The sequence below is a fragment of the Shigella sonnei genome (assembly GCF_002950395.1).
Lineage (GTDB): Bacteria > Pseudomonadota > Gammaproteobacteria > Enterobacterales > Enterobacteriaceae > ECMA0423.
Genome location: NZ_CP026802.1, coordinates 3,778,406 through 3,793,286, shown reverse-complemented (window position 1 = coordinate 3,793,286; position 14,881 = coordinate 3,778,406). Strand labels below are relative to the sequence as shown.

At 47.9% G+C, this 14,881-nt stretch carries 11 protein-coding genes and 2 pseudogenes; 12 read left to right on the top strand and 1 reads right to left on the bottom strand.

Annotation, left to right across the window (positions count from 1 at the left end):
• Nucleotides 1-198: 198 nt before the first annotated feature.
• The 12 genes and pseudogenes from lpfA-O113 to C1P89_RS19575 form a co-directional block, all read left to right on the top strand.
• Nucleotides 199-771: a long polar fimbria major subunit LpfA-O113 gene (gene lpfA-O113, locus C1P89_RS19630; RefSeq protein WP_000827803.1), complete on the top strand. Its 573-nt coding sequence runs from the start codon at nucleotides 199-201 to the stop codon at nucleotides 769-771.
• Between the two features lie 47 nt (nucleotides 772-818).
• A complete protein-coding gene (gene lpfB-O113 / locus C1P89_RS19625) occupies nucleotides 819-1,550 on the top strand; it encodes a long polar fimbrial chaperone LpfB-O113 (RefSeq protein WP_000088114.1) in 732 nt (243 codons plus the stop codon).
• A 24-nt stretch (nucleotides 1,551-1,574) separates the two neighbouring features.
• A complete protein-coding gene (lpfC-O113, locus tag C1P89_RS19620; protein ID WP_000989208.1) occupies nucleotides 1,575-4,097 on the top strand; it encodes a long polar fimbrial usher protein LpfC-O113 in 2,523 nt (840 codons plus the stop codon).
• 10 nt (nucleotides 4,098-4,107) lie between these two features.
• Nucleotides 4,108-5,181, top strand: a complete 1,074-nt coding sequence (lpfD-O113, locus tag C1P89_RS19615; protein WP_001046012.1) for a long polar fimbrial minor subunit LpfD-O113 — start codon at nucleotides 4,108-4,110, stop codon at nucleotides 5,179-5,181.
• Nucleotides 5,182-5,428: 247 nt separating this feature from the next.
• Nucleotides 5,429-6,469, top strand: coding sequence for a phosphate ABC transporter substrate-binding protein PstS (gene pstS / locus C1P89_RS19610; protein ID WP_000867134.1), 1,041 nt, complete (start codon nucleotides 5,429-5,431; stop codon nucleotides 6,467-6,469).
• Between the two features lie 86 nt (nucleotides 6,470-6,555).
• Nucleotides 6,556-7,515, top strand: coding sequence for a phosphate ABC transporter permease PstC (gene pstC, locus C1P89_RS19605; RefSeq protein WP_000741620.1), 960 nt, complete (start codon nucleotides 6,556-6,558; stop codon nucleotides 7,513-7,515).
• Nucleotides 7,515-8,405, top strand: coding sequence for a phosphate ABC transporter permease PstA (gene pstA, locus C1P89_RS19600; protein ID WP_001251991.1), 891 nt, complete (start codon nucleotides 7,515-7,517; stop codon nucleotides 8,403-8,405). The genes pstC and pstA overlap by 1 nt, the downstream gene beginning before the upstream one ends.
• 90 nt (nucleotides 8,406-8,495) lie before the next feature.
• The gene (pstB, locus tag C1P89_RS19595) at nucleotides 8,496-9,269 is read left to right on the top strand and encodes a phosphate ABC transporter ATP-binding protein PstB (RefSeq protein WP_000063125.1); all 774 of its coding nucleotides are present in this window, start codon (nucleotides 8,496-8,498) and stop codon (nucleotides 9,267-9,269) included.
• Between the two features lie 14 nt (nucleotides 9,270-9,283).
• Nucleotides 9,284-10,009, top strand: a complete 726-nt coding sequence (phoU, locus tag C1P89_RS19590) for a phosphate signaling complex protein PhoU (RefSeq protein WP_000377786.1) — start codon at nucleotides 9,284-9,286, stop codon at nucleotides 10,007-10,009.
• A gap of 285 nt (nucleotides 10,010-10,294) precedes the next feature.
• Nucleotides 10,295-11,131, top strand: a complete 837-nt coding sequence (bglG, locus tag C1P89_RS19585) for a transcriptional antiterminator BglG (protein WP_005138135.1) — start codon at nucleotides 10,295-10,297, stop codon at nucleotides 11,129-11,131.
• A 133-nt stretch (nucleotides 11,132-11,264) separates the two neighbouring features.
• The gene (bglF, locus tag C1P89_RS19580) at nucleotides 11,265-13,142 is read left to right on the top strand and encodes a PTS beta-glucoside transporter subunit IIABC (RefSeq protein ID WP_000137315.1); all 1,878 of its coding nucleotides are present in this window, start codon (nucleotides 11,265-11,267) and stop codon (nucleotides 13,140-13,142) included.
• 18 nt (nucleotides 13,143-13,160) lie between these two features.
• A pseudogene (locus tag C1P89_RS19575) lies at nucleotides 13,161-13,472 on the top strand (family 1 glycosylhydrolase); the annotation flags it as partial.
• Between the two features lie 267 nt (nucleotides 13,473-13,739).
• Here the strand turns inward: C1P89_RS19575 and C1P89_RS19565 are convergent.
• Nucleotides 13,740-14,866: pseudogene (locus C1P89_RS19565) on the bottom strand (IS110-like element ISSso6 family transposase).
• Nucleotides 14,867-14,881 lie beyond the last annotated feature (15 nt).

Here is a 14,881-nt window from a genome sequence, read left to right as displayed (position 1 = left end):
TTAATGTCTGATAACAAACTTGATTTTTTACTGTTTAAATAATATTTAAACAATAAATTTATATTTTATTTTTGCGTAATTAATATTATTTTTAGATAAAGCCGTCTCTTTGGTGTACTATTCCTTTGAATCAAAAATACACTTATTAATATAAGTGATGATTCATGGTAAAGGATATATTATATCAATGGAGTTTTTATGAAGCGTAATATTATAGGCGGTGCATTCACTCTGGCATCTCTAATGCTGGCCGGGCATGCACTGGCAGAAGATGGTGTTGTTCACTTCGTCGGTGAAATTGTCGACACTACTTGTGAAGTTACCTCCGATACAGCCGATCAAATTGTCCCACTGGGTAAAGTCAGTAAAAATGCATTTTCAGGTGTAGGTAGTCTGGCGTCGCCACAGAAGTTCAGTATTAAACTTGAAAATTGCCCGGCAACGTACACTCAAGCAGCCGTTCGTTTTGATGGTACAGAAGCGCCTGGCGGCGACGGCGACCTGAAAGTGGGTACGCCGCTTACAGCAGGCAACCCTGGTGATTTTACCGGTACAGGACAAGCGATTGCGGCAACCGGCGTTGGTATTCGTATTTTTAACCAGTCCGATAATTCGCTGGTTAAACTTTATAACGACTCTGCTTATACCGCTATCGATGCTGAAGGCAAGGCTGAAATGAAGTTTATTGCACGCTATGTGGCAACCAATGCGACCGTAACGGCTGGTACGGCGAACGCTGATTCACAATTTACTGTCGAATATAAGAAATAATTTATCAAGGGCCTTTTTATTCAGTTGGCTTTGGCCAGGGAGTCGTTATGTCCAGAAAAAGTTGTTTAATCAGGCTCTTTAAAACAACAGTTTCATGTAAGTTATTTACCGCGATTATACTCAGCGTTTTTTTAGGCCAACCAGCATTAACTTATGCAGGCGTTGTCATTGGTGGTACGCGGGTGGTTTACTTAAGTAATAATGCTGATAAATCTATTTCTGTATTTAGCAAAGAAGAAAAAATACCTTATCTCATCCAGGCTTGGGTAGATCCATTTAATAAAGAGGATAAAAGCAAAGCGCCGTTTACCGTTATTCCGCCAGTATCACGATTAGAACCTTCGCAAGAAAAAATATTACGCATTATTCACACCAAAGGTGTGTCATTGCCTGATGATCGCGAGTCAGTCTTCTGGCTGAATATTAAAAATATTCCGCCATCAGCGAGCAACAAAGCGACGAACTCGCTGGAAATAGCAGTAAAAACGCGTATCAAGCTGTTCTGGCGACCAGCAAATATCCGCCTTATTCCCGAAGATGCTGCGCCGAAAGTGAAATGGCGCCGGGAAGGGCGAAATCTGATAGCAGAGAATCCCAACCCAATTCATATCAGTGTGATGGATGTCATCGTTGATGGCCATGATGTGCCCCTCAATATGATCCGTCCTTTTGAAACGCTCACGTTACCTTTACCTGCTAATTCTGCGGGAGGCCAAATGACCTGGCGATTTATTAATGATTACGGCGCAGTCAGTGACCCGATAAAAATGACGCTGTAAGCAAGGGATAAGGATAGGCGTATTATGATGACGACCAGAATAGTGGTTGGCCTCACGGCAGGGACGTGTCTGATTTTCTCGCAAAACCTGATGGCCGAGGTCAGTGTATTCAATCCGGCGCTTCTGGAAATCGACCATCAATCCGGAGTCGATATTCGCCAGTTTAATCGGGCAAACCTGATGCCCCCAGGTGTTTATAGCGTTGATATTTTTATCAACGGTAAAATGTTTGAACGTCAGGATGTGACATTTGTTCAGGATAATCCAGATGCTGATCTGCACGCTTGCTTTATTGCCATTAAAAAAACACTGTCCTCCTTTGGCATAAAAGTTGATGCGCTCAAATCGTTCAATGATGTGGATGAGACGGTTTGCCTCGATCCTGCTCCACGTATTGAAGGCTCATCCTGGCAGTTTGACAGTGATAAATTGCAGCTGAATATATCCATTCCCCAAATCTACATGGACGCGATGGCTTATGATTACATCAGCCCCACGCGTTGGGATGAGGGGATTAACGCGCTCACCATCAACTACGATTTTTCTGGTTCACATACACTACGTTCAGATTATGGTTCACAAGAGACAGATACCAGTTATCTCAATCTGCGCAATGGACTGAATATTGGACCGTGGCGGCTACGTAATTACAGTACTTTAAACACCAGCGATGGCCGTGCGGAATACAACTCCATTAGTACCTGGATACAGCGCGATATTGCCGCGTTAAGAAGCCAGATTATGATTGGTGATACGTGGACGGCGAGCGATATTTTCGACAGTACGCAAATTCGCGGCGCGCGTTTGTATACTGATAACGATATGCTACCCGCCAGCCAGAATGGCTTTGCTCCTGTGGTTCGTGGGATTGCAAAGTCCAACGCCACCGTCATCATTCGGCAGAATGGCTACGTGATTTATCAGTCTGCCGTTCCACAAGGTGCTTTTGAGATCACCGATCTCAACACCGCCAGTACAGGTGGCGATTTGGACGTAACCATCAAAGAAGAAGACGGTAGCGAACAACGATTCACCCAACCTTATGCTTCATTAGCGATTCTTAAACGTGAAGGTCAGACAGATGTTGATGTCAGCGTGGGTGAATTGCGCGATGAAGACGGATTTACACCGGACGTCCTTCAGGCGCAAATACTTCATGGTTTTTCCCACGGGATCACTTTATATGGAGGTATGCAGGCTGCTGAAAATTATGGTTCTGCAGCTCTGGGTGTCGGTAAAGATCTTGGCGCTTTGGGCGCAATTTCTTTCGATGTGACACATGCTCGTGCGAATTTTAGCCATGATGATACAGAAACGGGTCAGTCATATCGCTTTCTCTATTCAAAACGATTTGACGACACAGACACTAGCTTGCGCTTGGTTGGCTATCGTTACTCCACCGAGGGCTACTATACCCTCAATGAGTGGGCATCGCGGCGCAACAGCCCTGAAGACTTTTGGGAAACAGGTAACCGACGTAGTTGCGTGGAGGGGACGCTAACGCAGTCGTTGGGGAGAGATTATGGCAATTTATACCTGACATTAAGCCGGCAACAATACTGGCATACCGATGATGTCGAACGATTAATGCAATTTGGCTACAGCAGTAGCTGGAAGCGTCTCTCGTGGAACGTCTCCTGGAGTTATTCCAATACTGCCAGACAGGGGACGGGGAACAACCATGCCAGTGATAACACCAGTGAGCAGATCTACATGCTCTCTTTATCTGTTCCTTTATTGGGCTGGTGGGGTAATAGTTACGCCACCTATTCTGTTTCGCAAAACGATAATTCCGGTAGCTCACATCAACTCGGACTCAGCGGTACGGCGCTGGAAAGAAATAACCTTTCATGGAATTTAATGCAGTCCTATAACAGTCATGATGATGAGGTTGGCGGTAATATGTCCCTGACCTATGATGGCTCTTATGGCACGGTGAACGGCAGCTATAACTACAGCCAAAATTCCCAGAGGCTGAATTATGGTATCAGAGGGGGAATTCTGGCACACAGCGAAGGGGTAACGTTAAGTCAGGAGTTAGGTGAAACTATTGCTCTTGTTAAAGCACCTGGGGCCGCCGGGTTAGAAATAGATAATATGCGCGGTGCTGCGACGGACTGGCGCGGCTATACGGTCAAGACACAGCTAAACCCTTATGATGAAAATCGGGTAGCAATCAGCGATAACTATTTCTCGAAGTCGAATATAGAACTTGATAATACCGTCGTTACGATGGTTCCCACGCGTGGTGCAGTGGTTAAAGCGGAGTTTGTGACTCATGTGGGTTATCGCGTTCTCTTCAGAGTGTTAAATGCAAATGGTAAACCGGTACCTTTTGGAGCCATTGCTGCGATACAAGATGCAAGTTTGGCAGATTCAGGAATTGTCGGTGACCGTGGCGAACTTTATCTTTCTGGTCTACCAGAAAAAGGACAGGTTACGTTATCCTGGGGAGAAAACGCCTCAACAAAATGCATCTTCAATTATTCACTTTCGACACCAGAAAGTGAGAGCGGATTAATTGAACAGGGTGTGACATGTCATTAAAAGGATTTTTATGAACAAGTATATCAAACAGTGGTGCTTTGCTGTGTTTATGCTCTCGTTAAGTAGTGTAGCACTTGCAGCTCCTAAAGGTATCTGTACCCCTGATAATGGCGTATTTCACCGTACGCTTGATTTCTCGGGATATCTTATTACCGCGAACGAAAATAAGGTTGGAACGACATTTAATACCACTGTAACTAATGGATCCTCATATCCTGGACGCTGTCATTGTGATACTGGTAATGTAGGAGAATTCCCCTATATCTATTATACGTCAAAAATAAACCAGGCATTAACTTATGCTGGGGTTCACTCTAATATTAATTATTATGATCTTAATCCGAACCTTGATGTTGGGATTGCTATAGATATTCTTGGGGTTGGGTATGTGAATGCACCTTTTGAATATCATGCTAACAACCCGTCTGGTAATACAAAGTACAATTGCAACCGCATTGAACCTTTAAGTATATCCAGTGGGGGTAAAGCGATAGTATATTTTTATATCAAGAAGACATTTGCAGGAAAATTGATTATTCCTGAAACAAAGATAGTGACATTGTATGGAACAATTAGCCGTGACACCCCGGTGGATTACTCACAGCCGATGGCTGATGTTTATATTCGGGGCGATATTACAGCTCCGCAAAGTTGCGAAATAAATAATTTACAGCCAGTTTATTTTGATTTTAAAGAAATACCAGCTGCAGATTTTTCATCTGTTGTTGGAAGTGCGGTAACAACACATAAAATTACTAAAACAGTCACTATTGAGTGTGAAAACCTGGGGATACTGAATACCGATGATATCAGTACGTCTTTTTATGCTACCGAACCCAATACGGACAATTCAATGGTCGTAACTTCAAACTCTAACGTGGGGATAAAAATTTACGACAAAAATAATAAGGAAATCAAAGTGAACGGTGGTGAGTTGCCAACAGACATGGGTAAATCAACAGTGTATGGTGAAAAATCAGGTAGTGTAACTTTTTCAGCTGCTCCTGCGAGCCTTACTGGAGCTCGCCCAGCCCCGGGGCAATTTACTGCAACAGCGACGATAACTGTTGAGATTGTGCGCTAATAGGTCTGACAACGATTGTTCATCACATCGTTGTCATCTCACCCATTTCTTTATCACTTTTAAATGCATCATGACAAAAAGATGACATGTGGGATTTTCATCTTCACATTTAAAATCAGTAAGTTATTTGTTAATTCCTTTCTGTCATAAAAATGTCATATTCCTTACATATAACTGTCACCTGTTTGTCCTATTTTGCTTCTCGTAGCCAACAAACAATGCTTTATGAATCCTCCCAGGAGACATTATGAAAGTTATGCGTACCACCGTCGCAACTGTTGTCGCCGCGACCTTATCGATGAGCGCTTTCTCTGTGTTTGCAGAAGCAAGCCTGACAGGTGCAGGTGCAACCTTCCCTGCGCCGGTGTATGCCAAATGGGCTGACACTTACCAGAAAGAAATCGGTAATAAAGTTAACTACCAGGGTATCGGTTCTTCCGGTGGCGTAAAACAGATTATCGCTAATACCGTTGATTTTGGTGCCTCTGACGCGCCGCTGTCTGACGAAAAACTGGCTCAGGAAGGTCTGTTCCAGTTCCCGACCGTGATTGGCGGCGTGGTGCTGGCGGTTAACATTCCAGGGCTGAAGTCTGGCGAACTGGTGCTGGATGGTAAAACCCTCGGCGACATCTACCTGGGCAAAATCAAGAAGTGGGATGATGAAACCATCGCCAAACTGAATCCGGGTCTGAAACTGCCTTCACAAAACATTGCTGTAGTACGCCGCGCAGATGGCTCCGGGACTTCCTTCGTCTTCACCAGCTACCTGGCGAAAGTGAACGAAGAGTGGAAAAACAACGTTGGTACTGGCTCTACCGTAAAATGGCCGATCGGTCTGGGCGGTAAAGGTAACGACGGTATCGCCGCGTTCGTTCAGCGTCTGCCGGGTGCAATTGGTTATGTTGAATATGCTTACGCGAAGCAGAACAACCTGGCGTACACCAAACTGATCTCCGCTGATGGTAAACCGGTTAGTCCGACCGAAGAAAACTTCGCTAATGCAGCAAAAGGTGCAGACTGGAGCAAAACCTTCGCTCAGGATCTGACCAACCAGAAAGGCGAAGATGCATGGCCTATTACCTCTACCACGTTCATTCTGATCCACAAAGATCAGAAGAAACCAGAACAAGGCACAGAAGTGCTGAAATTCTTCGACTGGGCGTACAAAACCGGGGCTAAACAGGCGAACGACCTGGATTACGCCAGCCTGCCGGATAGTGTAGTTGAACAGGTTCGCGCTGCGTGGAAGACCAATATTAAAGACAGTAGCGGTAAGCCGCTGTACTAATAAAACTCTAGGCCGGGTACGGTGTTTTACGCCGCATCCGGCATTACAAAATGACTTTGTAAACGCGTTTAACTGAAGAGTAACTTATGGCTGCAACCAAGCCTGCTTTTAACCCACCGGGTAAAAAGGGCGACATAATTTTCAGCGTGCTGGTAAAACTGGCGGCGCTGATTGTGCTATTGATGTTGGGTGGCATTATTGTCTCTCTGATCATCTCCTCCTGGCCGAGCATTCAGAAATTTGGTCTGGCTTTCCTATGGACCAAAGAGTGGGATGCACCGAACGATATCTACGGGGCGCTGGTGCCGATCTACGGTACGTTGGTGACTTCGTTTATCGCGCTGCTGATCGCCGTCCCGGTGAGTTTCGGTATCGCCCTGTTCCTGACTGAGCTTGCGCCTGGCTGGCTGAAACGCCCGCTGGGTATCGCCATTGAGCTGCTGGCAGCCATTCCAAGTATCGTTTACGGCATGTGGGGCCTGTTTATCTTTGCGCCGCTGTTCGCCGTTTACTTTCAGGAGCCGGTCGGCAATATCATGTCGAATATCCCGATTGTTGGCGCGCTGTTCTCTGGCCCCGCATTTGGTATCGGTATCCTCGCGGCAGGCGTGATCCTCGCCATCATGATTATTCCGTACATTGCGGCGGTAATGCGTGATGTGTTCGAACAAACCCCGGTGATGATGAAAGAGTCGGCCTACGGTATTGGCTGCACCACCTGGGAAGTTATCTGGCGTATCGTTCTTCCGTTCACCAAAAATGGTGTTATCGGCGGCATCATGCTGGGGCTGGGCCGCGCGCTCGGTGAAACCATGGCGGTGACCTTTATCATCGGTAACACCTACCAGCTCGACAGCGCCTCGCTGTACATGCCGGGCAATAGTATCACCTCTGCGTTGGCGAACGAATTTGCGGAAGCGGAATCCGGTCTGCACGTTGCCGCACTGATGGAACTGGGCCTGATCCTGTTTGTGATTACCTTCATCGTCCTCGCCGCATCGAAGTTTATGATTATGCGCCTGGCTAAGAATGAGGGGGCACGCTAATGGCTATGGTTGAAATGCAAACCACTGCGGCGCTGGCTGAATCTCGCCGCAAAATGCAGGCGCGTCGCCGCCTCAAAAACCGTATTGCGCTGACGCTCTCGATGGCGACGATGGCCTTCGGCCTGTTCTGGCTGATCTGGATTTTAATGTCCACCATCACTCGCGGTATCGACGGTATGTCGCTGGCGCTGTTCACTGAAATGACGCCGCCGCCCAATACGGAAGGTGGTGGTCTGGCGAACGCCCTGGCGGGTAGCGGGCTGTTAATTTTGTGGGCCACGGTATTCGGTACGCCGCTGGGCATTATGGCGGGGATTTATCTGGCGGAATATGGTCGTAAATCCTGGCTGGCAGAAGTGATTCGCTTCATTAACGACATTCTGCTCTCCGCGCCGTCGATTGTGGTTGGTCTGTTTGTCTACACCATCGTGGTGGCACAGATGGAGCACTTCTCCGGCTGGGCGGGCGTAATTGCGCTGGCGCTGTTGCAGGTGCCGATCGTTATCCGCACCACCGAGAACATGCTGAAACTGGTGCCGGACAGCCTGCGTGAAGCGGCTTATGCGCTGGGTACACCGAAGTGGAAGATGATCTCCGCGATTACGCTGAAAGCGTCGGTGTCCGGGATTATGACCGGTATCCTGCTGGCGATTGCCCGTATTGCCGGTGAAACCGCGCCGCTGCTGTTTACCGCGCTCTCCAACCAGTTCTGGAGCACGGACATGATGCAGCCGATCGCCAACCTGCCGGTGACGATCTTTAAGTTTGCGATGAGCCCGTTTGCGGAATGGCAACAACTGGCCTGGGCCGGGGTATTGATCATTACCCTGTGCGTCCTGCTGCTGAACATTCTGGCGCGCGTTGTTTTTGCGAAGAATAAACACGGTTAACACTTTGCCGGATGCGGCGTGAACGCCTTACCCGGCCTACGGTAAGCCTGATTAGCGAAAAGCATCAGGTACGATGAGGAAAAGATTGCAATGAGTATGGTTGAAACTGCCCCGAGTAAAATTCAGGTTCGTAATTTGAACTTCTACTACGGCAAATTCCATGCCCTGAAAAACATCAACCTGGATATCGCTAAAAACCAGGTAACGGCGTTTATCGGGCCGTCCGGCTGCGGTAAATCGACGCTGCTGCGTACCTTCAACAAAATGTTTGAACTGTATCCGGAGCAGCGCGCAGAAGGTGAAATTCTGCTTGATGGCGACAACATCCTGACCAACTCTCAGGATATCGCACTGCTGCGTGCGAAAGTGGGCATGGTGTTCCAGAAACCGACGCCGTTCCCGATGTCCATCTACGACAACATCGCTTTTGGTGTTCGTCTGTTTGAGAAGCTCTCCCGTGCCGACATGGACGAGCGCGTGCAGTGGGCATTGACCAAAGCCGCATTGTGGAACGAAACCAAAGATAAATTGCACCAGAGCGGTTACTCTCTCTCTGGTGGTCAGCAACAGCGTCTGTGTATTGCGCGTGGTATCGCCATTCGCCCGGAAGTGCTGCTGCTCGACGAACCGTGTTCGGCGCTCGACCCCATCTCTACCGGGCGTATTGAAGAGCTGATCACCGAACTGAAGCAGGATTACACCGTGGTGATCGTTACCCACAACATGCAGCAGGCTGCGCGTTGTTCCGACCACACGGCGTTTATGTACCTGGGCGAATTGATTGAGTTCAGCAACACGGACGATCTGTTCACCAAGCCAGCGAAGAAACAAACAGAAGACTACATCACCGGTCGTTACGGTTGATTCAGGAGTGCGTTATGGACAGTCTCAATCTTAATAAACATATTTCCGGCCAGTTCAACGCCGAACTGGAAAGTATCCGCACGCAGGTGATGACCATGGGCGGCATGGTGGAGCAGCAGCTTTCTGATGCAATCACCGCGATGCATAACCAGGACAGCGATCTGGCGAAGCGCGTGATCGAAGGCGACAAGAACGTCAACATGATGGAAGTGGCGATCGATGAAGCCTGCGTGCGCATTATCGCCAAACGTCAGCCGACGGCGAGCGACCTGCGACTGGTTATGGTGATCAGTAAAACCATTGCCGAGCTGGAGCGTATTGGCGACGTGGCGGACAAAATCTGCCGTACTGCGCTGGAGAAATTCTCCCAGCAGCATCAGCCGTTGCTGGTAAGTCTGGAGTCGCTGGGCCGTCATACCATCCAGATGCTGCACGACGTGCTGGACGCGTTCGCGCGGATGGACATTGACGAAGCGGTACGTATTTATCGTGAAGATAAAAAAGTCGATCAGGAATACGAAGGTATTGTTCGTCAACTGATGACCTACATGATGGAAGATTCGCGTACCATTCCGAGCGTACTTACTGCGCTGTTCTGCGCGCGTTCTATCGAACGTATTGGCGACCGCTGCCAGAATATTTGTGAGTTTATCTTCTACTACGTGAAGGGGCAGGATTTCCGTCATGTAGGCGGTGATGAGCTGGATAAACTGCTGGCGGGAAAAGATAGCGACAAATAATTCACCAGACAAATCCCAATAACTTAATTATTGGGATTTGTTATATATAACTTTATAAATTCCTAAAATTACACAAAGTTAATAACTGCGAGCATGGTCATATTTTTATCAATAGCGCATTGCTATTTTCTCTGCACGCAATTAAATTAATTTCCGAACCTGGATGTTCGTTATAAAAACCATTAATAAATGACTGGATTGTTACTGCATTCGCAGGCAAAACCTGACATAACCAGAGAATACTGGTGAAGTCGGTTTTTTTTGTTTATAAAAAAGGTCCTTGCTATGAACATGCAAATCACCAAAATTCTCAACAATAATGTTGTGGTGGTTATTGATGATCAACAGCGGGAAAAAGTCGTCATGGGGCGAGGAATTGGCTTTCAAAAATGCGCTGGCGAAAGAATTAACTCAAGTGGAATAGAAAAAGAGTATGCCTTGAGCAGTCATGAACTGAACGGGCGATTAAGCGAACTCTTAAGTCATATTCCTCTTGAGGTGATGGCAACCTGTGATCGTATTATCTCTTTAGCGCAGGAGCGCTTGGGAAAATTACAGGACAGTATTTATATCTCGCTAACTGACCATTGCCAGTTTGCGATTAAACGCTTTCAGCAAAACGTGTTGCTGCCCAACCCGTTGCTGTGGGATATCCAGCGGCTTTACCCGAAAGAGTTCCAGCTAGGGGAAGAAGCGTTAACCATTATTGATAAACGGTTGGGCGTGCAGTTACCGAAAGATGAAGTGGGCTTTATTGCCATGCATCTGGTCAGTGCCCAAATGAGCGGAAATATGGAGGATGTTGCAGGTGTCACGCAGTTAATGCGCGAAATGCTGCAATTAATAAAATTTCAGTTCAGCCTTAATTACCAGGAAGAAAGCTTGAGTTATCAGCGACTGGTTACACATCTGAAGTTTTTATCCTGGCGTATTCTTGAACATGCTTCAATTAACGATAGTGATGAATCATTACAACAAGCAGTAAAACAAAATTACCCGCAAGCATGGCAATGTGCGGAACGGATCGCCATTTTTATTGGTTTGCAGTATCAACGTAAAATTTCACCCGCAGAGATTATGTTTTTAGCCATAAATATAGAGCGCGTGCGCAAAGAACACTGAAATATTATTACTGAGTAAAGGATTGTTACCGCACTAAGCGGGCAAAACCTGAAAAAAATTGCTTGATTCACGTCAGGCCGTTTTTTTCAGTTTTTTTTTGGGAGTTTTGCCGCAAAGCGGTAGAGGGCAAGTTATGACGGAGTTAGCCAGAAAAATAGTCGCAGGAGTCGGGGGCGCAGATAACATTGTTAGTCTGATGCATTGCGCAACGCGATTACGTTTTAAGTTAAAGGATGAAAGCAAAGCGCAAGCTGAGGTACTGAAAAACACCCCCGGTATTATTATGGTGGTGGAAAGCGGTGGCCAGTTTCAGGTGGTCATAGGTAACCATGTGGCCGATGTCTTCCTGGCGGTCAACAGCGTGGCAGGCCTTGGCGAAAAAGCGCAACAGGCACCGGAAAATGATGAGAAAGGTAATCTGCTAAACCGCTTTGTTTATGTTATTTCAGGTATTTTTACGCCTCTGATCGGTTTGATGGCGGCAACCGGGATCCTGAAAGGTATGCTGGCTCTGGCGCTCACTTTTCAGTGGACGACCGAACAAAGTGGTACTTATTTAATTTTATTCAGCGCCAGTGATGCCTTGTTTTGGTTCTTCCCGATAATCCTGGGATACACCGCGGGGAAACGCTTCGGCGGTAATCCATTTACTGCCATGGTGATTGGTGGAGCGTTAGTGCATCCATTAATTCTGACTGCTTTCGAGAACGGGCAAAAAGCGGATGCGCTGGGGCTGGATTTCCTGGGTATTCCGGTCACATTGTTGAATTACTCGTCATCGGTTATTCCCATTATTTTTTCTGCCTGGTTGTGCAGCATTCTGGAACGCCGACTTAATGCGTGGTTACCGTCGGCAATCAAAAATTTCTTCACACCATTGCTATGTCTGATGGTTATCACACCCGTCACCTTTCTGCTGGTGGGGCCGCTATCAACCTGGATAAGCGAACTGATTGCCGCCGGTTATCTCTGGCTTTATCAGGCGGTTCCTGCATTTGCGGGCGCGGTAATGGGCGGCTTCTGGCAAATCTTCGTCATGTTCGGACTGCACTGGGGCCTGGTGCCGCTGTGTATCAATAACTTCACCGTGCTGGGCTACGACACCATGATCCCGCTGTTAATGCCCGCCATTATGGCGCAGGTCGGGGCGGCGCTCGGCGTCTTCCTCTGCGAACGCGATGCGCAGAAAAAAGTGGTGGCGGGATCAGCGGCGTTGACGGGCCTGTTTGGTATCACCGAACCAGCGGTATATGGCGTTAATCTGCCGCGTAAGTACCCCTTTGTTATCGCCTGTATCAGTGGGGCTTTGGGGGCCACCATCATTGGCTACGCGCAAACGAAAGTGTACTCCTTTGGTTTGCCAAGTATTTTCACCTTCATGCAAACCATCCCGTCAACGGGAATTGATTTCACCGTCTGGGCCAGCGTTATTGGCGGTGTCATTGCCATCGGTTGCGCATTTGTCGGTACGGTGATGCTTCATTTCATCACCGCTAAACGTCAGCCAGCGCAGGGTGCCCCGCAAGAGAAAACACCAGAGGTTATTACACCACCTGAGCAGGGCGGTATCTGTTCACCGATGACGGGAGAGATTGTGCCGCTCATTCACGTCGCTGATACCACGTTTGCCAGTGGCCTGTTGGGTAAAGGTATCGCCATTCTGCCCACGGTTGGTGAAGTGCGTTCTCCGGTTGCGGGTCGAATTGCTTCGTTGTTCGCCACATTACACGCCATTGGCATTGAGTCAGATGATGGTGTGGAGATCCTGATTCATGTCGGTATCGACACCGTAAAACTGGACGGCAAATTCTTTTCCGCTCACGTCAACGTGGGTGACAAGGTCAATACAGGCGATCGGCTGATTTCTTTTGATATCCCTGCTATTCGCGAGGCCGGATTTGATGTGACGACGCCGGTATTAATCAGTAATAGCGATGATTTTACAGACGTATTACCCCACGGCACGGCGCAGATAAGCGCAGGTGAACCGCTGTTATCCATCATTCGCTAACGATAAAAGGAGTTAATTATGAAAGCATTTCCAGAAACATTTCTTTGGGGTGGCGCAACAGCTGCCAATCAGGTGGAAGGTGCCTGGCTGGAAGATGGCAAAGGGAGCACGACCTCAGATTTACAGCCTCATGGCGTTATGGGAAAAATGGAACCGCGCATCCTGGGGAAAGAGAATATCAAAGATGTCGCCATCGATTTTTATCACCGTTACCCGGAAGATATCGCGTTATTTGCCGAGATGGGCTTCACCTGTCTGCGTATTTCCATTGCCTGGGCGCGAATTTTCCCTCAGGGCGACGAAGCCGAACCGAATGAAGCGGGGTTAGCGTTGATATGACTTTCCGTGTCAAACCGGAATCTCTAATTTTGACGATTTTCTTTTTAGGTTTAATTCCCTGAGGGCGACGTAGCAGTAAATCCGACGGTGAATCACGCTGATATTCGCGGGTTGGATACCGCATTACAGAGGTCCGTCATATGAGCCTGCCACTTTCTTACGTCGCGAATCAGCTTTGTTCCGCCGTCGCCAAGCGCTAACGTGGGTTACTCTTGTACCGGGCTACGTCGCCTTCAGGGAACTGGTTATTCTCATTTTTTATTTGTGACATTGTGGTTGTTGTGCGACAGACATTGCTATTCGGCCCATATCCCAGATAAAACCCGCCAGCTCACGTGCAACAGCAACAATTGTAATATTGACATTCTTTCCTTTGGCCTGAAGTTTTCGATACCTCTTACAAAGCCTGAGTTGAGCATCCCATGCTCTGTCAATGACGGGGCGGGGTAAATTTTCCTGCCTTTTTGTATTGCCGGACTGATGCGTGCCGGATGACGGTAACTCCACGCTGCCTCGACCAATAGCTTTCTGGCATAGCTGTTTCCGGCTTTGGTAATGCTGCCCTGATGTCTGCTTCCACCCGATGAATATTCTGATGGCGTGATACCAAACCATGACATCAGTTGTCGTGGATGTTCAAAACGGGTCAGATCACCCAGTTCAGAAATTAATCCAACCGCAGTAATAAACTGAATCCCTCGCATGGCTTGCAGCGCCTCTACTACCGGATACAGCCTCCATTCGGTAACGGCCTCCTTCAGGGCGGATTCCAGCCGTTCACATTGTGCCTGCCGATCTTCTATTGTACGACGGTGTTCGTCAAAAGCTAATTGTCGCCAGGGACTTTCGAATGAGTATTTGCTGAGCCAGCGTCGGTGTGCAGGGCCCCAATCTGCTCGCCCGACATAATGGACCCCATGAACCAGAAGAAACGATTTCAGACGTTGCCTTGCATGCCGTAAATCATCGCGGGCAGATGCCCATGCCCGGGCCAAATCCCGGAATGCCTCATCTTCAATGCCGGGTACGTAGACAGCAGAAAGATCTCCTGCACGCAGTGAACGCACAAGTCTGATGGCATCACGGCGATCGGTTTTAACCCGCTCCCCCGGTTTTTTCGGGATAAGTGAGGGGGCGCAGACCATGCAGTCAAAACCGGATTTCACCAGCCGACGATAAAGTCCATAACCACAGGGCCCCGCTTCATAAACGATACTGACCTGCGATGACTTTGACCTGAGACGTTTACAAAGATTCTGAATATCAGTAGGTGATGTGCCAATTTTACCCATCAGTTCAACAGGTTCTGAATTGATAGCATAAGCGACAGTAATCGATTCTTTGTGAACATCTAACCCGACGTACAATGTGTTATTGTTGTTCATGCTGGCCTCCGTGGT